The sequence below is a fragment of the Georgenia sp. SUBG003 genome, from assembly GCF_000715355.2.
Classification (GTDB): domain Bacteria; phylum Actinomycetota; class Actinomycetes; order Actinomycetales; family Actinomycetaceae; genus Georgenia.
On the sequence record NZ_CP180204.1, the window covers coordinates 3,938,750 to 3,956,770 of the forward strand.

Sequence of the window (18,021 nt, forward strand, 5' to 3'; positions counted from 1 at the left end):
AGCGCTCGCCGGTGGGCCGTGGCGGTCATGGCGACCCTCGCCGTCGGCCGCGAGGGGCTCGAGACGGCGCTGTTCCTCTGGGCCGGCGCGCAGGCGACCGGCACCTCGACCCGTCCGCTGCTCGGCGCGGTGCTGGGACTCGCCCTCGCCGTCGTGCTCGGCTGGCTCGTCTACCACGGTGCGCTGCGCCTCAACCTCAGGGTGTTCTTCTCCTGGACCGGGCTGCTCCTGATCGTGATCGCGGCCGGAGTGCTCGCCTACGGCGTCCACGACCTGCAGGAGGCCGGGATCTGCCGGGGCTGAACTCGCTGGCCGACGCTCGGCCCGGTACCGCCGTCGTCCTGGTACGGCGCGCTGCTGAAGGGCCTCTTCAACTTCTCCCCCCGCCACCACGTGGCTCCAGGCGGTGGCCTGGGTGCTGTACCTGGTGCCCACGCTCTTCCTCTTCGTCCGCGTGGCGTTCCGCGGCCGGGCCGGTACGCCCGCGCGGCCGCGGCGACCGCAGACCGCCACGCCGGCGGCCTCGTCATCGCGACCGACCAGACGGCCGCCCGCGCCTACGCCAAGATCCTGCACTCGATCACCGGCGACCCGGCCGTCACCGTGCTCTCCGACGACGACGCGCCAACCAGCGCATCGAGGACTTCGCGGCCGGGGACCAGCGGTGGATGGTCGCCGTCCGCATGGTGTCGGAGGGGGTCGACGTGCCTCGGCTCGCAGTGGGGGTCTACGCCACGGCCACCTCGACCCCGCTGTTCTTCGCCCAGGCGGTGGGGCGGTTCGTGCGCGCGCGCGGGGGAGGACGGCGTCGGTCTTCCTCCCGTCCGTGCAGCACCTGCTGGGGCTGGCGAACGAGCTCGGAGATCGAGCGCGACCACGCGCTGGACCGGGTGCTCACCGACGAGGAGAAGGGGCGTCTACAACCCCGAGGACGCGCTCGTGGCCGCGGCCAACCGGACCGAGCAGGCCAGCAGCTCGAGGCCGACTTCGGCCGCCTCCCGCTCGACCGGGACGGCCAGCCCAACCTCCACCGGCCCTTCATCGACGACCTCACCGCCAACCCGACGACCCGACGGGCCGGTCGACGATGCGCCGCATCCCCGACGCCTCGACGTGTGGTTCGACTCCGGGTCGATGCCGTTCCGCCCAGGTGCACTACCCGTTCGAGAACCGCGACTGGTTCGAGCACCACTACCCGGGCGACTTCATCGTCGAGTACATCGGCCAGACGCGCGGATGGTTCTACACCCTCCCGGTGGTGGTCAGCGTGTTCCTCACGAGGCGGATCGCGCACTCGCTGGACCGGGTGCGCCAGGCCGCGGCCCAGGTCGCGGACGGCGACTACACCGTCCGCGTACCCGACGTCGGCATGGGGGCAGAGTTCGACGACCTGGCACGCTCGTTCAACACCATGGCCGCCGATCTGGGCCGGATCGAGCAGACCCGCACCCGTCTGCTCGGCGACCTCGCCCACGAGATGCGGACCCCGGTGGCGACGCTGGACGGTTACCTCGAGGGCATCCAGGACGTCGTCCCCGCCGACGAGGAGACCCTCGGGATGCTGCGCGACCAGGTCTCCCGTCTGGCGCGGCTGGCCCAGGACATCTCCCTGGTCACCACTGCGGAGGAGGGCAGGCTGACGATGGACCGGCGGCCGTGCGGGTCGGCACGCTCGTCGACGCGGCGGTGGCGCAGGCCGCTGCGCGGTACGCCGCCCGGACGATCAGCCTGGGCGTCGCCGCTCCGCAGCAATCCGGTTGCCTCACGCTCCGGCGGCCGGCGGTTCGCGTTACCCGGGGCCCAGCGTCTCGCGGACGGCTCACTTCCATGTCGGGCCGCCTGGCCGCATCGTTCCATGACGCGCCGCCTGGCGCCTTCGCTCGGACCGGGTCCGCAGCAATCCGGTTGCCTCACGCTCCGGCCCCGACGTCCGCTCGTGTTCGGCGGTCCGGGGTTCCGCACCGGCGTATGGGCGTGGGAATTTCGGCCGGGGGTATGCGCCGGGGATGCAGAAATGGCCCTCACCGGGTGGTGAGGGCCATTTCTGGGATGGGTGTTCGGCGGTGTCCTACTCTCCCACACAGTCTCCCGTGCAGTACCATCGGCGCTGAGGGGCTTAGCTTCCGGGTTCGGAATGGGACCGGGCGTTTCCCCCTCGCTGTGACCGCCGTAACTCTATGGAGATATCGGTGCCCGACCGGCCGGGTCGGGGGTGCGTATCTCGGGAACCGCACAGTGGACGCGTAGCACTCTTCGTTTCTTCCAACACGTGTTGGTGTTGTGGCAAGTTGTCGGCCAATTAGTACCGGTCAGCTCCACGCGTTGCCGCGCTTCCACGTCCGGCCTATCAACCCAGTGGTCTGCTGGGGGCCTTCCCACCACGAGGGTGGTGGAAACCTCATCTTGAAGCAGGCTTCCCGCTTAGATGCTTTCAGCGGTTATCCCTTCCGAACGTAGCCAACCAGCCATGCTCCTGGCGGAACAACTGGCACACCAGAGGTTCGTCCGTCCCCGTGCAGGGCGGCGGGTTCGCGAGCGCGGCCGCGGTCGCCGCCATCGACTGGCTCCGCGACGCCCCGCACGTGCTCTACTGGGGCGACATCGACGCGGCCGGGTTCGAGATCGTCAACCAGTACCGGCAGTCCGGGGTACCCGTGCGCACCATCTTGATGGACCTGACCACGTACGAGACCTACGAACGGTTCGGCGCCACCACCGACGCCAAGGGCAACCCGCTGCCCGTACCGGCCGCGAAGATGCTCGACACGCTCACCGCCCACGAGCAGGACGTGTACGACCGGCTCACCGACCCGGCTGGGACCAGGTGCGCCGCGTCGAGCAGGAACGCATCCCGCTCGCCATCGCAGCGGCCGCGCTCGCCCGGCACGTTCTCGCCAGCACCGGAGTGAGATAAGAGTCGGACAGACTCTTATACCGGGTACCGCCACCTGAAGTTCAGCATGCAGAACGCCGGTGCTCTCGGTCGCCGTGCGGGCGGGATGCGCGACGGGCAGCGGGGGTTTGACGGTGTCGGGCCTCGCCGGCCCAGTCGTCCGTGGCCGCGAACACCGACGTCGTCACGACGTCGGCGCGCAGGTACGTCAGCAGCGGCCGCATCGAGTACTCCAGCGCCAGGGAGTGACGCGGCGTGCCGCCCGTCGCACCGAGCAGGACGGGCATGTCCGTCAGGGAGTCCTTGTCCAGGACGTCCACGAAGGACTTGAACAGGCCCGAGTAGGTCGTGGTGAACAGCGGCGTCACGAGCACGAGGCCGTCCGCGCCGGTCACCTTCTCCAGCACCTCCCGCAGCGCACCGGTGGGAATCCGGTCAGCATGGCGTTGACGATCTCGTGGGCCACGTCGCGGAGCTCGACGTTGACGACCGTGGCGCCGACACCTCTCGCCCGGAGCTCGGCGACTGCCGCCTCGGACAGGTTGTACGTCCGCCGGCCCGCGGCCGCTCACGTCGGTTGAACGCCGTCCGCCTCCGACTTCTTCCCGGACCGGCGTGACAGGGCCAGGTGCGGGGACGTGCGGCACACTCGCCGCATGCGCGAGCTCGTCGTCCTCGGCACCGCCTCCCAGGTGCCCACCCGTGCCCGGAACCACAACGGGTACTTCCTGAGCTGGGACGGCGAGGGCCTGCTCGACCCCGGACGAGGGCACCCAGCGGCAGATGATCCACGCCGGCGTGGCCTCCTCCCGGGTGACCAGGATCTGCCTTACCCACGTCCACGGCGACCACTGCTTCGGCCTGCCGGGCGTGCTCTCGCGCATGGCCGTCGACGGCGTGCAGCACCGGGTGCACCTGCACTACCCGGCCTCGGGCGAGGAGACGGTACGGGCGCTCGTCGCCGTCGCGGGCGGTGGCGTGGAGGCTCGAGAAGCTCGGGAGGCTCGGGAAGCTCGGGCTCGGCAAGCCCGGGAGGCTCGAGAAGCTCGGGAGGCTCGGGAAGCTCGGGCTCGGCAAGCCCGGGAGGCTCGTGAAGCCCGGGAGGCTCGTGAAGCCCGGGAGGCCCGTGAAGCTCGTGACCAAGACATTCCAAGAAACTCAGGCACACAGGGAGCGCCGAGCTCGCAACCTGAAGCCGAGCACCGTCGAGACACGAGCCAACCGCGTCCGTCGCAAGCCTCAGACGTACCAAATACGCCGACCAGCAGCGGCATTGGAAAATGGTGGAACCTCGTTGCCGCCCTCATCATCTCAGGAATGATGATTTACGGAATCGCACACGCCTACAATGGTTCCAACGACAGCACTTCACCGCAGGATGTCGGTTCCGATTCCTCGCGAGGCGAGCTTCGCGCACGGCTTGACGGAGCACTTCAGGACACTGCTTTCACGCTCCGACCCCCAGGATGGACAAGCCATCGGCAAGGTCCGGGGTCTGCCCTTGATGCCATGCACGCCACTTTTACCAATGGGGTATCAAAAGTCTACGTAACTGCGGCGGAGTTCCGTTCCGCTTCCCGTCAGGATGCATACGTCGAAGAATTACGAAAAGGGTATGCGGACAGCGGTGCAGAACTGCTAGGCGAAGGAGCCCTTTATGATGACGGATCCGGCTACACTTGGTTCTATGAAGATTCCGACTCACAACTCTTAAAAGTCATCTGGGTCAACGAGGCCTTCGTAGTTACCGCAACAGGGCCCGAGCTGGCGACTCGAATACTCTACGAGAACATGCCAATCTAGGTCGTAAAGCGCATGAAGCTGTAAGGCGTGACGCTCGGCTGCGACGATATCGCTCGCCAAAACTGATCATCATCGCGCGGCGGGGGGATGACCTCTTTCTTAACCGGAGAGGCACCGCCGCGTCTTAGCAACCGTGGATCTGCCACCCTCAAAAGTTTTCTGACCGCATGCCCGCGCATAAGTTTCGCTGGTCTGATGCAGGCCATATCCGGCGTCGAGGGCGACAGGAGATGCGAGCTAGCAGGATCGCTGGCGCTCCGACCATGCGACGGCGAAGCCGCGTCGAACCCGTAGCGCACCGTTGGAGCGACGCCACTCATCGCCCGCTGGTGGCAGTTGTCGCCGCACCCTTGCAATGAACTCGTCCAACGCCCTGCTTCGCATCCTCCGTTAACTCCCCTGAAGCAGCTGCTCTCCGACCCTGCTCAAGTGCCTTCCGGCGCATGTCTTCCAGTCGTTGCTGTTCGCCCCCCTGTCCTTGCTCCACGACGGAAGCGTAAAACGGCAACAAACCTTCAAGATGAGAGGTGCGTGTCCGAAGGGACGTTCTTGTGCGATCTAGTCGATGGCTCCGCCGATTCAGGACGCATCCCTCGCTTGCACTAAGGAAAGCGCCCGGCAAGCGGATACCGGCGAACGACTTCCCGAGCGTTCTCGATAACCCAAGCTGCATCGTTCGCCGACACGCGCTCCATCCAGCCATGTGCCGCAGAATCGCGATAACCCTGGATATTGGCGACCAGTTGGACGTCTGCCGCAGTGAAGACGCCCTCCTTCTTCAACTGGTCTGCCCAGCGAGTAAGCTTGGCGGCTTTTCCGTCGACCTCAATGTCACCGCGCAACTGCAAAACTAGTTGACGGAGATGCCGCTCAAGTGCCGCGCCAGCAAATCCTGCGGCAGCGGCAGGAGGCAAGTCCGTTTCCCGAAGAACCACTTCTGCATGCATCAAGTAATCAAGCGCCTCATCGCCCGTCCCTACAACCAGGCGAGCCATCCGCAGAGCAGCATGCTCCCGAGCAGAATTGGGAGCACTCTTCAGCCATGCCGCAAGCCGCCTGAACTCATGACCCGCACCTCGCCGGACGAGAAGGCGTCGAGGCCGCGCTCCCGGGCGTTCTGCGAGAGGTTGCCGTGCAGCTCGACGGCCGGGATGCCCGCCGAGGTGAGCTGACGGGCGAGCTTCTTCGCCTGGTGCTTGGTGCGGGTGAACAGCAGCCGGCGGGAGGCTCCGGACGCGAGCGTGCGGACGAGCTCGTTCTTGACGTCGGTGGTGGGGACGAGGAAGACGTGGTGCTCCATGGCTGCGACGGGTGACGCGGCGGGGTCGACGTGGTGCAGCGGGTCGTCGAGGAACTGGGTCACGAGCTTGTCGACGCCGTTGTCCAGCGTCGCGGAGAAGAGCATCCGCTGGGTGCCGCGGGGGCGTCGCGCGCAGGATCCGGGTGACACCGGGCAGGAACCCGAGGTCGGCCATGTGGTCGGCCTCGTCCAGGACGGTGACGGCGACGCGGTCGAGGGTGGACCAGCCGCTGGCTCCCCATGAGGTCCTCGAGGCGGCCGGGCACGCCACGACGATGTCGACGCCCCGGTCGAGCGCCTCCCACCTGCCGGTTCTGGCTGACACCGCCGAAGATCGTCGTCACGCTCAGGCCTGCGGCCTTCGCGAGCGGCGTGATGGTCTCGGCGATCTGGGTGGCCAGCTCGCGGGTGGGGGCGAGCACCAGTCCCCGCGGGTGCGCCGGCCGGGTGCGCCCGGCGAGCGACTCGCCGGAGGGCACGAGCCTCCTCGCCGCGCTCGGGCTGGCCCTGACGTTCGGCCAGATGGGGGTGATCAACATGGCCCACGGCGAGTTCATGATGGCCGGCGCCTACACCGCGTTCGTGGTTCAGCAGGTCGTCGGCCACGCCGGGGTCTCCCTGCTCGTCGCGCTCCCGGCGGGCTTCCTGGTCGGCGGGCTGATGGGGCTGATGCTGGAGACGCTGCTGATCTCGCGGATGCACCGCCGGCCCCTGGACACGCTCCTGGTCACCTGGGGCGTCGCGCTCGTGCTCCAGCAGCTGGCCCGGGACGTCTTCGGCGCGCCGAACGTGGACGTCGCCGCCCCGCGTGGCTCGCCGGACCCGTCGAAATCCTCGGGCTGTCCCTGCCGAAGTCACGGCTCTTCATCCTCGCGCTCGCGTTGGCGTGCGTCTGACGTCGCGGTTGGCGAGGCCTCGCACGCCGTCGGTGCCGAAGAGTCGGGCCATGGTTCTACCTCCGAGTGGGTGGGTTGTGCGGCGTCCATGGTGCCAGTTCGTCGGCGGGCAGGACGCACGTGCCGGAACGCGCCGCGCCCGCCCGAGACAGCTCGGTGCGGGGCCGCGGACGAGGCGCTGATCAGCGCTTCGAGTACTGCGGGGCCTTGCGGGCCTTCTTCAGACCGGCCTTCTTGCGCTCGACCGAACGGTCGTCGCGGCGGAGGAACCCGGCCTTCTTCAGCGCCGGACGGTTCGACTCGCGGTCGATCTCGTTGAGGGCGCGGGCGATGCCCATGCGGAGGGCGCGGCCTGGCCGGAGATGCCGCCGCCGTTGATGCGGGCGCGTCTCCTCCCACAGCCGCTGCCCGATCTTGTAGCTCGGCGCCTGGCCCGGCCAGCCGAGGTAGCGGTCCAGCTCGAAGGCGAGGAAGCCCTCTGCCATGTTCGCGTTGCCCTTGAGGAACTCCCACGCCTTGGCGGCGTCCCACGTGCCGCCGCCCCACTCCTCGGGCGCAGGCTTGCCCAGGTGCACGCCGATGTCGAGCACCACCCGGGCCGCGCGCAGCCGCTGCCCGTCCAGCATGCCCATGCGGTCGCCCGGGTCGTCCAGGAAGCCGAGGTCCGCCATGAGCCGCTCCGCGTACAGTGCCCACCCCTCGCCGTGCCCGCTGACCCACGACATGCGGCGCCAGAGGTTCAGCAGCTCCGCCCGGTAGACGGTCTGCGCGATCTGCAGGTGATGACCGGGCACCCCCTCGTGGTAGACCGTGGTCTTCTCCCGCCAGGTCGCGAACTCCGTGACGCCCTCGGGCACCGACCACCACATGCGCCCCGGGCGCGAGAAGTCCGCGCTCGGGCCGGTGTAGTAGATCCCTCCGGTGTGGGTCGGGGCGATGAGGCACTCCAGGCGCCGCACCGGCTCCGGGATGTCGAACTGCGCGCCGCCCAGCGCGGCGACCGCCTCGTCCGAGGTGGTCTGCATCCAGGCCCGCAGCGCCTCGGTCCCGTGCAGCATCCGCGCCGGGTCCTTGTCCAGGCGCGCCATCGCCTCGGTGATGTCCGTGCCGGTCCCGTAGAGCTCGTCGGCCACGTTCTGCTGCTCCGCGACGATGCGGCCGAGCTCCTCCCGGCCCCACTCGTACAGCCTCGTCGGCGCGATCCGGTTCTACGACGCCCGGGTCGACGACGCGCGCCTGGTGCTCGCCCTGATCCGCACCGCCGTCGGCTACGGGGCGCTCGCAGCCTCCCGGACCCAGGTCGTCGAGATGACCAAGAACGCGAGCGGCCGCGTGACCGGCGCCGTGGTGGTGGACCTCGAGACCGGGGGAGTCCCGCACCGTGCGCGCCCACATCATCAACGCCACGGGCGTGTGGACGGAGCAGACCGAGGCGCTGGGCGGGACGGGCGAGGGCCTCGAGGTGCTCGCCTCCAAGGGCGTGCACATCGTCGTGCCCCGGGAGCGGATCAACGGCCAGACCGGGCTGTTCCTCCGCACGGAGAAGTCGGTGCTCTTCGTCATCCCGTGGGACCGGTACTCGGATCATCGGGACCACCGACACGCCCTGGCACGAGGCGCGGGCCCAGGCCGGCACGGTCTTCCTCGTATCGCACGCCGCGCAGACCGTCGAGGAGACGTGCACCCGGGCCATCTGGCTCGAGGGGGCAAGGTGGTCGCCGACGGACCGGCGGCCGAGACGGCGCGGCGCTACCGGGTCTGGACCTGGCGGCTGGCGCACGGCCGGCAGGAGGAGGCCGACGCCATCCTGGCCGCCACCAGGGCGACGTACGCCCCGCCGCTCGTTCCGGTGACCTGAGGACTACGCCGGGAGTGTCACCACGGACTCTTCGCCCCACAGACCGCGGGTGTCGACGACGTTTTTCCCCATCAGGTCGGGCCGCGGAAGCGTCCGGAACGCAGAATGGTCCACGAGTACCACCACCACGTCGGCCGCCTCGACGGCGGCCACGACGTCGGACATGGCTTCGGGCTCACCGAGGCGCAGGCCCGCGAGGAGGGCTACGACGTGAAGGTGGCGAAGTTCCCCTTCACCGCCAACGGCAAGGCGCAGGGCCTCGGCGACGCCACCGGGTTCATCAAGCTCGTCGCCGACGGCACCCACGGCGAGCTGCTCGGCGGTCACCTTGTGGGCGCTGACGTCGCCGAGCTGCTGCCCGAGCTGACCCTGGCGCAGAAGTGGGACCTGACCGCGGCGGAGCTGGCCCGCAACGTTCACGTGCACCCGACGCTGGGGGGAGCCTGCAGGAGGCGTTCCACGGCCTCACGGGGCACATGGATCAACCTCTAGCCCGGTCGCTCTGCCGGCACAACGGGGGCGCGTGGCGCGGGGCCGCGAAGTAGGAACGGGGCGGCGTTGCGTGGGCCCCCCGCCCACCCGGGGGGTGCTGCCCACGAGCACCCCGCATCCGACCGCCTGCGAGGGGGCGGCCGGACGGCACAGACTGAGTTCTGGGTGAGGAGAAGTTCCAGAAGGGTGACGAGGTCACCTGGTCGAGCCACGGCCAGACGGTGCACGGTGAGGTCGTCGAGGAGCGCAGGCCGAGCGCCTCGGCCACCACGGAGAGCTGGGTGCCGATGTTGCCGTAGCCGATGATGCCCAGGGTGCGGCCGCGGACCTCGTGCGACCCCGATGCGGTCTTGTCCCACACACCCGCGTGCAGGGCCTTGTCCCGGACCGTCAGCCGGCGCGTGAGGGCGATGATCTCGGCCACCGCGAGCTCCACCACGAGCGGGTGGAGAACGGCGCGTGAACACGGCGATGCCGCGGCGAGCGGCCGCACGGAGGTCGATCTGGTTCGTGCCGATGCAGAAGGCGCCGATCGCGGTCAGGCCCGGGTGTGCCGCGAGCCACCCGCTCCGTGACGTGGGTGGTGGACCGGATGCCGAGCACGTCACGCCGTCGAGGGCCTCGATCAGCTCGTCCTCCTCCATGGCGCCATCCCCCGCGGGCTGATGCCCGTCTCGCTCCCGCCCGGGCCTGGTCCACCCCCGGACTCAGGCCCGGGCCCGGGACCCGCTTCGGCGTTTCCGAAACGGTCCGACCGTCCGCCCAGGTCCCATCACGATCGGCGGGACGACGGGCGGAGCGATCCGCCCCATTTCCGCCCCCGAGCACCAGAGAGACCTTCACCATGGTGTCGAACGGCGAGCGGCCCCCTTCCGCTCCACCGCCACTGCCCCCACAACGACGGGCCAGAGGCCGAGCTCCGTGAGCTTCGCCGCCAGCTCCAGGCACTTCGCTCCTCCCGCACCATGCGCACCGGACGGGCGGTCCTTGCCCCGCTGCGCCTGATCCGTCGCGCACCTACGCGCCTCTCTGCGGCTACCCACGGGCGAGACGCCGGACCGGCCGCTTCCGGGAGCGTCCCGGTGCACGACTCGGACACGGTGCGGACGGCGCCCGCCCCGGTGACGAACGATCCGGCCCAGGTGAGCGCCGCGCCCCCGCCGCACAGCTCGACCACGGGAGTCACGCCGACGCCACGGAGGTCGACCCGCTGGACGGTACCCCGGTGGCTCGGTGGAGCCGCACGCTCGCCGTCACCCACGCCAGACGACCACGTCGAGCTGCGTCCGCTGCGCGCGGGACGACGGCTCGGCGTGGACGGGTCGATGGCGGGCCGCGCCTTCCGCGACATCGAGATCAAGGCGGCGCGGTCGGACGGAGGGCACCGGCTCTGGGTGCCCGTGATCGACGGCGCCGAGCGCCTCGGGGTGCTGGAGGTCGTCCCGGGAGAGGTGGCGGACCTGGACGACGGGCTGCTGCACACCCAGCTGACGTGGCTCGCGACGTTGCTCGGCCACCTGGTGACCACCACGACGAAGTACGGTGACGCGCTCGACGTGGTCCGCCGCCGGCGCCCGCAGCGCCTCCGCGGAGCTCGTCTGGCAGCTCCTGCCCCCCGTGACGGCCGGTACGGAGCAAGGTGGTCGTCACAGGCATCGTCTCCCCGAGCGAGCGCCAGGCGATCCAGCCGCCGCTGAGGACGACGAGGCCAGCTCCGATCAGGACCGTGGGAGGCGTTGCACCGGTGGTGAGCGCACCCAGGACTATCCCGAAGGGGTACATCAGGACGGCCGCGACGATCCACAGCAGGCCGGCCCAGAGTGGGAGGTCCTGCGACCGCGCCACCGCCGCACCGAGCAGCACGTTGCCCACGAACCCCAGGAGGATGGCGGCCATCGTGACCAGCGTCTGCAGGTCTCCGGCGGTGCTCTCCGGCAGCGCGTCGAGATTCATGCCCGCCAGGTAGGCCTGGCCCTCCATGGGCGAGCCGAACGCGAGCCCGGCGAAGAACAGGAAGAGCATCTGGCCGAATGCCGCGAGCACCATGCCCACATGCCCAGGTGGCCGGCGCGGCCCGGCGCCAGGTGCGCACCGAGGGCGAAGGTGCCGAAAATTCCCAGAACGAGTCCGCAGCGCGGGCCCGTCGCAGTCCTCGCACCAGCCTCACGCAGTCCGCGAAGACGTCGACGTCCGGCTCGATCTCGGTCATGGTGGCGACGGCCATGGCAGCCCCTTCCGTCCGCTTCCTACTTCCTGACCGTTCCATCGTCACCCCCGCCACCGACATCCGGACGGAGCGACTCACCTTCGAGCGGTGACATCCGCTACGTGCCGGTTCTACTGCGACCGTCGGCGCAACGGGGCGATCGAAGGTGCAGCCATGGCTGAGCACGTGACCGTGGGGACGGGAACGTCCCCGGCGCCGAGGCACCGGGGACGTCCCGCGGACGTGTCAGCCGGCGAAGGCTCCCGCACGGCCGTGCTGCTCCGTGGTCAGCAGCCCGGCGACGTCGGCCGGCACGTCCTCGGGCAGCAGGCCCCCGAGATGGACGGCGACCTCGCGCCCGGAGCCGTGATTGGCGAACGCCTCGCGATCCGCGGTGAAAGCGCGGCCGACGCTGACACCGAATCGACCAGTGGCTCAGCGCGCGGGCCTTGACAGGAAGCTGGTCCTGCCCCCCCCCGGCTGAACGCCTTGCAACCGGAGGGGCGACGCGATGGCGCGGAGCTGCGACGTCGCGGGCCGTCCATGCACCCTGCGCCGCCTCGAGGAGCTCATGACCCACCACTCGGACCATCCTCGACCTGGAGCCGCCGTGACCCGCACTCATCGCAGCCCCCGAGCGGCGCTCGGCGTCGCCATGCTCGGGTTCTTCGTGGTCGCCTGGACTCCCAGTCGTCAACGTCGCCTGTCCAGGAGGCCGCTCGCCGCCAGGACGGTGGCACCCGTGCACACCGAGGCCACCCTCCTGCTCAGTGCGGCGATGCGGCGCACGTGGGTGACGATCAGCGGGTCGGCGCCCGCCTCCTCGTGCCCGAGTCCCCCGGAGACGACGACGGTGTCCACCGGCGCGGTCCAGCGCTGCAGGGACTCCTGGCCCTGGAGCGACAGGCCCGAGTCGCACTCGACGCCCCCGCGGCGGCGAGCAGGACGACGCGATAGCCGGGCACGGCACCCAGGCGCGTGGCGAGGCACAGGGCCGGAGGTCACGCAGGAGATGTCGAGCAGCTCCACCCCGGCGATGTTCTGCCACTGGAACTACGTCCTCGAGGGCATCCTCGGCCGGGTGGACGCGGTGACCGCGAAGGCCGTCACCCACATCCCCACCCGCTGGGACGAGCGCGGCCGGCCCTACACGGCCACGGCCGACGACGCCGCGTACGGCATCTTCGAGGTCACCACCCCGGGGCGGACCCCGTCGGTCGCCCAGATCAACTCCTCATGGGCGGTGCGAGTCTTCCGCGACGAGCTCGTCGAGTTCCAGGTGGACGGCACGCACGGCTCCGCGGTGGCGGGCCTGCGGCGGGTGCGTCGCGCAGCAGCGGGCCCACACGCCCAAGCCGGTGTGGAACCCGGACCTTCCGGTCACCGAGCCGTTCCGCGACCAGTGGCTCGAGGTCCCCGCGAACGCGGACCTGGACAACGGTTTCAAGCTCCAGTGGTGATGCGGGTGTAGCCGCCGTTGCGCTCGGCGAACTTCGGCGCGGTCTCCTCGAACAGCTCGGCGACGACGTCCTTGCGGCGCACGGTCGTCATAACCTTGCGGCGGGCGTGGAGGTCGCCGCGCTTGGCCAGCGTGATGAGCTTCTCCGCGACCGGCTGCAGCCGCTTGGCGCGGTGCTCGGTGGTGGTGATCCGCTTGTGCTCGAACAGCGCGGTGGCGAGGTTGGCCAGCATGAGGCGCTCGTGCGCGGGGCTGCCACCCAGACGGGGGACTGCGGGGGTGAGCATGTGTTTCTCCTGGTAGTGGTGTCGGGTGAGCAGGTCAGCTGGGCTGCTCGTCGCTGAACTGGATGTCGCCGTAGGCGTCCTCGTCGTCGGCCGCGCCCGGGTGGCTGGCGAGGTCGAAGTCGGCCGGGCTGTCCTTGAGGCTCAGGCCCAGGCCCGCGAGCTTCTCCTTGATCTCGCCGATCGACTTGGCACCGAAGTTGCGGATGTCGAGGAGGTCGGCCTCCGAGCGGGCGACGAGCTCGCCCACCGTGTGGATGCCCTCGCGCTTGAGTGGTCGACGCGTGCGTGGGTCAACGCCCGGAGCCCCTGGGCGCTGAGCAGCTCGACCGCCGCGTCGACGGCACGGGCTTTGGTGGGAGTCATGTCGGTAACTATAGGAGTAGTGACAGTGCACTACGAGAGTAGTACCGTTCCGGTCATGGAGCGCACCTGGCGCCCGCGAGGCGCAGAAGCCGCGGCGTCGACGCCGGCCGGGATTCCTTACCGCCGCTCGAGGGGGTGCGGCACCGCTTCGCCGACCTGCCAGGCCTCCGCATGCACGTCGCCGAGGCGGGGGAGGGGGAGCCCGTGCTGCTCCTGCACGGCTTCCCTCAGCACTGGTGGGCGTGGCGCCAAGGTCCTGCCCCGGCCTGGCGGCCCGCTACCGCGTTCCTCCGCCCCCGACCGTTCGCGGTGCGGGGTCGGACCGACGCCCCACGCACGGGTACGAGGCGGACCAGCGTCGTCGGCCGACGTCGTCGCGCTGATGAAACGAGCTCGAGGTCGACTCCGTCCGGGCTCGTGGGTCGCAACGCCGCGCCCACGCCCTGACCGCCCTCGCCCGCCTCGCCCTCGACACCGGCACCCTCAGACCCAGCGCCCGCATCCGCCCCCACCTGACCGTCCACGTCCCCTACGACACCCTGACCCGGCTCGTCGCGGCCCAGCGGCCCAGTACCGACCACCCCGGTGCCACCTTCGGCCCGCCAGCCAAACCGGACGCGAAGAAGAGCGGGAGGACCCACTCCACGCGACGACGACGGCGCCACGGCGCCAACCTACGGTCCGTCATCCCCGGCGACCTCGACCACGCCGCCCTCCTCGGCGCCGAACCCCGCCACCCTGGCCGACGGCACCCCTCTCGCCCCCCCAGCTCCTCGCCCGCCTCACCTGCGCCGGCGCCCTGCACCGCGTCATCTTCGGCCCCCGACTCCCCAGATCCTCGACACCGGCCGCGAAGAACGCCTCTTCACCCCCCGCCCAGACCCGCGCGATCATCGCCCGCGACCGCACCTGCCGCTACCCCCGACTGCCACGCCCCGCCCGGCGAGGGCGAGATCCACCACTCCATCTGGTGGTACGAGCACCACGGCACGACCGCCGCCCACGGCCGGGCTCATCACGCTGGCCGACGACGCAGGCGTCGTGCCGGACCCCACCGACATCGTCGAGGAGGAGTCGAAGGTCACGGTCACGCCCGTCGACGCCAACCAGACCGTCGTCTCGCTCGACTCGGTCGACGCGTCCGTCGTCAACAACGACTTCATCGACGACGCCGGCCTGAAGCCGGAGGACGCGCTCTTCGCCGACAGCGCCGAGTCCGAGGGTGCGCGCCCGTACATCAACGTGTGGGTGGCCCGCGAGGACGCCGGCAACGAGACGTTCCAGCAGCTCGTCGAGATCCACAAGTCTCCCGAGGTGACCGAGGCGCTGCAGGAGTCCGCGGGCGGCACCGCCTCGATGGCGGACCAGAGCCCCGAGGAGCTGCAGGAGATCCTCGCCGAGGTCCAGGCGAGCCTGGGCGAATGACCTCCCCCGGGCGGCGGACGGCGGTCCCCGGGAAGATGGGCGCATGAGCCCGATCATCCGGTTCGACGGCGTGCACAAGACCGGCTCCAGGGTGCGGCCGACGCCGGACTGGAGGCCGAACTCGAGCTGGATGTCGAGGAGGAGGCGACGGCGGACGCGACGTAGGACACTGGCCGGCACCCGCCGGAGGGTGGGGGCCTGCCAGAAGTCGACGAAGGCGTCCCGGTCGCGAGGTCTGGCGGGAGGATGCGGTAGCGGCGGTACTCGTCGTCGCCGGCCGCGATGATGCGCTCGACGAGGTCGTCGAGGCTGACCGGTTCCTCGCCGACCGCAGCCCGGATGAGGGCGCGGAGTGTGAGGGCGTGGGAACGGCTCTGGACGAACCCGGCGCGGTGCGCAGCGTCCTGGACGGAGTCGGTGAAGACGAGGGCCTTCTTCTCCTGCTGGTCCAGCCGCCGCTGACCGAAAAGGGTGGAGAGCGTGACCGACAGGAGCGTGGCGATGGCGGAACCGAGGAACCGGATGCCGTCGTCCTGCAGGCAGCCGGGCGGACACCACGACGCTGGCCGACGGCGCCTACTCGTTCCGCGCCGTCGCCACCGACGTCGCCGGCAACACCACGACGTCCGCCGCCGTGACCAACCGCGTCGTCGACAACACCGTCTCCGCGGTCTCCCTCGAGGACCCGGGCGCCTTCCTCGCCGGCCAGGTCACGGTGCGGGCGACGGCGAGCTCCACGGCGGGCGTCCGCTCCGTCACCATCCAGGCCGCCGCCACGGGCAGCTCCGCCTGGACCGACCTCTGCACGACCGCGACCGCCCCCCTACACGTGCACGTGGGACACCACCACGGTGCCGAACGGCCTGTACGACCTGCGCGCCGTCCTCGTGGACGGCAAGGGCGTGACGACCGGCGTCGTGACCGAGCGGCGCACCGACAACAGCCCGCTGCGAGGCCTGGACGTCCAGACGGTCAACGGGGGGCCCGCTGGCCGGATGTCACGCCGGTGACGTGCTTGGGCGGAACAGGCCGACTGCGTCGGGGACCCGAGCAGCTCAGGGCCGACTGCGTCCCGTACGCGAGCAGAATCAGGCCGGCTGCGTCGCGAAGCGGCGGCGGCTACGCTCGCGTGCCTTCTCCGCCTCCACCTCGCGGTCCTTGGGCGGCGCCGTGGTCACGAGGGAGTCGAGCAGCTCCTGGGTGGCTGAGACGTGGGCGACGGCCCGGTCGAACGCCTCCTGGTTCGCCTGCGACGGCTTCGTCATGCCGGCGACCTTGCGGACGTACTGCAGCGACGCTGCGCGAACCTCGTCCGTGGTGGCGGGTGGGGCGAAGTTGTGCAGCGGATGGATGTTTCGGCACATGTAGGGCCCAGTCGACGGCGAGGGCGAGGACGCGTCGCCCGAGGCCGGCGACAGGCGGGAACACGGGGTCGGGCACCGCACGAGCCTACCGGGGAGGAAGCAAGGCCCCCGGCACGCGGCACGGGTACGCGCAAGGCCCCCGGCACGCGGCACGGGTACGCGCACAGACACGGACGCGTCCGTTCGCGCCGACCTCCCCCTGTGACGAGGGTCATCCCCTCCGCCGTCGCGCGTAACACGCCGGACACATTCGGGTGACACACGGGAAACTGCCGCGGGCTACCTTCGACTCGCCCGCCAGGCCGGAGCCGTTCCGCCCGAACGCGTCGCCGCCCACGGACCCACCAGCCCTACCCTCAAGGAGCCAACGGATGTTCTCAAACGCCGAGGAGGCAATCGCCTTCACGAAGGACTCGACGGCGGCCCCGGCGTCGTCGCCGACGTCGGCGGCCGCACCGTGCCCGGACTCCTCGTCCCGTGGGCCGCGGTGCAGGCGCGGTGGATCTGCTCGTCGAGCAGTACGGCACCACCTTCGCCGAGGCGTTCGCCCGTGACCCCGAGTTCCTGCAGGAGGAGGTCGTCTCCCGGCTCGAGGACCTGAGCCTGGCCCGGTGCACCGCAGCAGGGCTCGTGCTGCACCCCGCCTGCGCCCGCTACCAGCCCGAGCCTCAGCGCACCCCTCGCCGGGTGCCCGCCCCGCCGCCCGCGCGCCCGAGGACGTGCTGCCGGAGACGCAGCAGAGCCTTTTCCCGCTCCAGGAGGACCCGATGAGTGCCGTGACCACGAACCCGATCCCGGCCGACCTGGCGGGCGCTGCCGAGACCGCCCCGGACAGCGCCCGGTCGGCACCGCCACGGAGGGAGAGGTCGACGCACCGCCCGCACCGGTGGCGCCTGCGACCGGTTGGCGGGCGAGCTTCAGGCGCGCGGAGTCAGGGGCCTGGGCGCCGCCGGCGAACCGGCGTCCCGCGCCCTTGACCACGGTCACGCCGACGTCGCGCCGCCGCGCCTCCTCGAACGCGAACCGGAGCACCTCGGTGGACGGGTCGAGCGGGTCCGCGCCGACCACGACCGGGCCGGGCAGCTTGCCCACCTGCTCGCGCACCACCATCACCGGCCCGTGCGCGTGAGCGGCGACCTTCTGCGAGACCGAGCCCAGCAGCGGACCGGTGAAGCGGCCCAGCCCGCGCGCCCGACGACGACGACCGCCGCTTCCTTCGACGCCTCGACGAGCACCACGGCGGGGTGGGAGACGATCATCTGCCCCGTGGCGGCGAGCCCCGGATGGTTCGCCGCGCGGTCTTCACCTGCTCCGTCAGCAGCCGGTCGGAGCTGCGCGACCTGCTCCGGGCCCCAGTGGGTGAGGAAGGTGATCTGCTGCGGCTCGCCGCCCCCTCCGGCGGTCGGACCACCGGTGGGCGACGTCTCGTCCCTGCCCCCCGAGGAGCACGCGGCGAGGGTGAGGGCGAGCGCGGCCGCGACCGCTGTCAGAGCGCTGCGCCCGGACCGGATCCGGTTGACGTTCATCTGCGTCTCCTTCGACGGCGTCGCGGCATCGGCGTCGTTGCCTCGTCCACCGCGACAATGGTCTTAATGTTGTAACAAAGTCCGCGGCACCCGGAGCGTTCGACGCGCAGTCCGGTCTGTCCCTCCGTCGGGCACGCGCGTAGCATCGA

Annotated in this window: 16 protein-coding genes, 1 rRNA gene, 11 pseudogenes and 1 other annotated feature; of the genes and pseudogenes, 14 read left to right on the forward strand and 14 right to left on the reverse strand. The window is 70.6% G+C overall.

Going from position 1 to position 18,021, the window contains the following annotated elements; translation table 11 throughout:
* Window positions 1–27 precede the first annotated feature (27 nt).
* The 3 genes and pseudogenes from DA06_RS21235 (at window position 28) to DA06_RS21245 (ending at window position 2,035) form a co-directional block, all read left to right on the forward strand.
* Window positions 28–303, forward strand: a complete 276-nt coding sequence (locus tag DA06_RS21235) for an FTR1 family protein (protein ID WP_418605960.1) — start codon at window positions 28–30, stop codon at window positions 301–303.
* Between the two features lie 168 nt (window positions 304–471).
* A pseudogene (locus DA06_RS21240) lies at window positions 472–978 on the forward strand (DEAD/DEAH box helicase); the annotation flags it as partial.
* 109 nt (window positions 979–1,087) lie between these two features.
* Window positions 1,088–2,035: a HAMP domain-containing protein gene (locus DA06_RS21245; RefSeq protein ID WP_418605961.1), complete on the forward strand. Its 948-nt coding sequence runs from the start codon at window positions 1,088–1,090 to the stop codon at window positions 2,033–2,035.
* Window positions 2,036–2,055: 20 nt separating this feature from the next.
* Here the strand turns inward: DA06_RS21245 and rrf are convergent.
* Window positions 2,056–2,172 (reverse strand): 5S ribosomal RNA (gene rrf, locus DA06_RS21250).
* 119 nt (window positions 2,173–2,291) lie between these two features.
* Window positions 2,292–2,535: a sequence feature (23S ribosomal RNA rRNA prediction is too short), on the reverse strand.
* A gap of 20 nt (window positions 2,536–2,555) precedes the next feature.
* Here rrf and DA06_RS21255 point away from each other — a divergent pair.
* The gene (locus tag DA06_RS21255) at window positions 2,556–2,909 is read left to right on the forward strand and encodes a Wadjet anti-phage system protein JetD domain-containing protein (RefSeq protein WP_418608141.1); all 354 of its coding nucleotides are present in this window, start codon (window positions 2,556–2,558) and stop codon (window positions 2,907–2,909) included.
* Window positions 2,910–2,955: 46 nt separating this feature from the next.
* Here DA06_RS21255 and DA06_RS21260 read toward each other — a convergent pair whose 3' ends face one another.
* Complete coding sequence (locus tag DA06_RS21260; protein ID WP_418605962.1) at window positions 2,956–3,609, reverse strand: NAD(P)H-dependent oxidoreductase; 654 nt, start codon at window positions 3,607–3,609, stop codon at window positions 2,956–2,958.
* Between DA06_RS21260 and DA06_RS21265 the strand changes: the two are divergent.
* A pseudogene (locus DA06_RS21265) lies at window positions 3,550–3,883 on the forward strand (MBL fold metallo-hydrolase); the annotation flags it as partial. The gene DA06_RS21260 and the pseudogene DA06_RS21265 sit on opposite strands and share 60 nt — an antisense overlap.
* 1,415 nt (window positions 3,884–5,298) lie before the next feature.
* Here DA06_RS21265 and DA06_RS21270 read toward each other — a convergent pair.
* Together DA06_RS21270 and DA06_RS21275 are read right to left on the reverse strand one after the other, a co-directional pair.
* Window positions 5,299–5,691 (reverse strand): hypothetical protein, encoded by a 393-nt coding sequence (locus DA06_RS21270; RefSeq protein ID WP_418605963.1) that lies wholly within the window; start codon window positions 5,689–5,691, stop codon window positions 5,299–5,301.
* A 68-nt stretch (window positions 5,692–5,759) separates the two neighbouring features.
* Window positions 5,760–6,535: pseudogene (locus tag DA06_RS21275) on the reverse strand (DEAD/DEAH box helicase); the annotation flags it as partial.
* On the opposite strand from DA06_RS21275, the pseudogene DA06_RS21280 reads away from it, so the two are divergent.
* Window positions 6,534–6,725: pseudogene (locus tag DA06_RS21280) on the forward strand (ABC transporter permease subunit); the annotation flags it as partial. The pseudogenes DA06_RS21275 and DA06_RS21280 overlap by 2 nt on opposite strands.
* A 349-nt stretch (window positions 6,726–7,074) precedes the next feature.
* Here the strand turns inward: DA06_RS21280 and rpsI are convergent.
* Window positions 7,075–8,076 (reverse strand): annotated as a pseudogene (gene rpsI / locus DA06_RS21285) (30S ribosomal protein S9); the annotation flags it as partial.
* A 10-nt stretch (window positions 8,077–8,086) separates the two neighbouring features.
* Here rpsI and DA06_RS21290 point away from each other — a divergent pair.
* Together DA06_RS21290 and DA06_RS21295 are read left to right on the forward strand one after the other, a co-directional pair.
* Window positions 8,087–8,506: pseudogene (locus DA06_RS21290) on the forward strand (FAD-dependent oxidoreductase); the annotation flags it as partial.
* A gap of 412 nt (window positions 8,507–8,918) precedes the next feature.
* Window positions 8,919–9,295: pseudogene (locus DA06_RS21295) on the forward strand (hypothetical protein); the annotation flags it as partial.
* On the opposite strand, the gene DA06_RS21300 reads toward DA06_RS21295, so the two are convergent.
* Together DA06_RS21300 and DA06_RS21305 are read right to left on the reverse strand one after the other, a co-directional pair.
* Window positions 9,232–9,735 carry an NAD(P)-dependent oxidoreductase gene (locus DA06_RS21300; protein ID WP_418605965.1) on the reverse strand — a complete coding sequence of 168 codons (504 nt, stop codon included), beginning with the start codon at window positions 9,733–9,735 and terminating at the stop codon, window positions 9,232–9,234. The pseudogene DA06_RS21295 and the gene DA06_RS21300 overlap by 64 nt on opposite strands.
* Before the next feature lie 28 nt (window positions 9,736–9,763).
* Window positions 9,764–9,886, reverse strand: a pseudogene (locus tag DA06_RS21305) (hypothetical protein); the annotation flags it as partial.
* A gap of 498 nt (window positions 9,887–10,384) precedes the next feature.
* Between DA06_RS21305 and DA06_RS21310 the strand changes: the two are divergent.
* The 3 genes from DA06_RS21310 (at window position 10,385) to DA06_RS21320 (ending at window position 11,901) form a co-directional block, all read left to right on the forward strand.
* Complete coding sequence (locus DA06_RS21310; protein ID WP_418605966.1) at window positions 10,385–10,939, forward strand: hypothetical protein; 555 nt, start codon at window positions 10,385–10,387, stop codon at window positions 10,937–10,939.
* 333 nt (window positions 10,940–11,272) lie between these two features.
* Window positions 11,273–11,560: a hypothetical protein gene (locus tag DA06_RS21315; protein ID WP_418605967.1), complete on the forward strand. Its 288-nt coding sequence runs from the start codon at window positions 11,273–11,275 to the stop codon at window positions 11,558–11,560.
* 161 nt (window positions 11,561–11,721) lie between these two features.
* The gene (locus DA06_RS21320) at window positions 11,722–11,901 is read left to right on the forward strand and encodes a hypothetical protein (protein WP_418605968.1); all 180 of its coding nucleotides are present in this window, start codon (window positions 11,722–11,724) and stop codon (window positions 11,899–11,901) included.
* Between the two features lie 240 nt (window positions 11,902–12,141).
* Here DA06_RS21320 and DA06_RS21325 read toward each other — a convergent pair whose 3' ends face one another.
* A complete protein-coding gene (locus DA06_RS21325) occupies window positions 12,142–12,471 on the reverse strand; it encodes a DJ-1/PfpI family protein (RefSeq protein ID WP_418608143.1) in 330 nt (109 codons plus the stop codon).
* A gap of 4 nt (window positions 12,472–12,475) precedes the next feature.
* On the opposite strand from DA06_RS21325, the pseudogene DA06_RS21330 reads away from it, so the two are divergent.
* A pseudogene (locus tag DA06_RS21330) lies at window positions 12,476–12,905 on the forward strand (gfo/Idh/MocA family oxidoreductase); the annotation flags it as partial.
* On the opposite strand, the pseudogene rplQ reads toward DA06_RS21330, so the two are convergent.
* Window positions 12,904–13,194: pseudogene (rplQ, locus tag DA06_RS21335) on the reverse strand (50S ribosomal protein L17); the annotation flags it as partial. The pseudogenes DA06_RS21330 and rplQ overlap by 2 nt on opposite strands.
* A gap of 34 nt (window positions 13,195–13,228) precedes the next feature.
* A pseudogene (locus DA06_RS21340) lies at window positions 13,229–13,480 on the reverse strand (DNA-directed RNA polymerase subunit alpha C-terminal domain-containing protein); the annotation flags it as partial.
* A gap of 662 nt (window positions 13,481–14,142) precedes the next feature.
* Here DA06_RS21340 and DA06_RS21345 point away from each other — a divergent pair.
* A complete protein-coding gene (locus DA06_RS21345; RefSeq protein WP_418605969.1) occupies window positions 14,143–14,982 on the forward strand; it encodes a MetQ/NlpA family ABC transporter substrate-binding protein in 840 nt (279 codons plus the stop codon).
* A 576-nt stretch (window positions 14,983–15,558) separates the two neighbouring features.
* On the opposite strand, the gene DA06_RS21350 is transcribed toward DA06_RS21345, so the two are convergent.
* Window positions 15,559–15,789, reverse strand: coding sequence for a hypothetical protein (locus tag DA06_RS21350; RefSeq protein WP_418605972.1), 231 nt, complete (start codon window positions 15,787–15,789; stop codon window positions 15,559–15,561).
* Between the two features lie 44 nt (window positions 15,790–15,833).
* Between DA06_RS21350 and DA06_RS21355 the strand changes: the two genes are divergently transcribed.
* A complete protein-coding gene (locus DA06_RS21355) occupies window positions 15,834–15,992 on the forward strand; it encodes a hypothetical protein (RefSeq protein WP_418605974.1) in 159 nt (52 codons plus the stop codon).
* 78 nt (window positions 15,993–16,070) lie between these two features.
* Here the strand turns inward: DA06_RS21355 and DA06_RS21360 are convergent, their stop codons facing one another.
* From DA06_RS21360 to DA06_RS21370, 3 genes are all read right to left on the reverse strand, one after another.
* Window positions 16,071–16,346, reverse strand: coding sequence for a DUF2277 domain-containing protein (locus DA06_RS21360; protein ID WP_043504544.1), 276 nt, complete (start codon window positions 16,344–16,346; stop codon window positions 16,071–16,073).
* Window positions 16,347–16,748: 402 nt separating this feature from the next.
* Complete coding sequence (locus tag DA06_RS21365; protein WP_418608145.1) at window positions 16,749–17,528, reverse strand: hypothetical protein; 780 nt, start codon at window positions 17,526–17,528, stop codon at window positions 16,749–16,751.
* Window positions 17,456–17,872, reverse strand: a complete 417-nt coding sequence (locus tag DA06_RS21370; protein ID WP_418608364.1) for a hypothetical protein — start codon at window positions 17,870–17,872, stop codon at window positions 17,456–17,458. Before DA06_RS21370 ends, DA06_RS21365 begins: the two co-directional genes overlap by 73 nt.
* Between the last annotated feature and the right edge of the window lie 149 nt (window positions 17,873–18,021).

Coding starts and splice junctions, on each gene's coding strand:
- DA06_RS21370 (WP_418608364.1), bottom strand. CDS start 17,872: ATGAACGTCAACCGGATCCGGTCCGGGCGCAGCGCTCTGACAGCGGTC.
- DA06_RS21315 (WP_418605967.1), top strand. CDS start 11,273: ATGCCGCGAGCACCATGCCCACATGCCCAGGTGGCCGGCGCGGCCCGG.
- DA06_RS21360 (WP_043504544.1), bottom strand. CDS start 16,346: ATGTGCCGAAACATCCATCCGCTGCACAACTTCGCCCCACCCGCCACC.
- DA06_RS21235 (WP_418605960.1), top strand. CDS start 28: ATGGCGACCCTCGCCGTCGGCCGCGAGGGGCTCGAGACGGCGCTGTTC.
- DA06_RS21245 (WP_418605961.1), top strand. CDS start 1,088: ATGCGCCGCATCCCCGACGCCTCGACGTGTGGTTCGACTCCGGGTCGA.
- DA06_RS21270 (WP_418605963.1), bottom strand. CDS start 5,691: ATGGCTCGCCTGGTTGTAGGGACGGGCGATGAGGCGCTTGATTACTTG.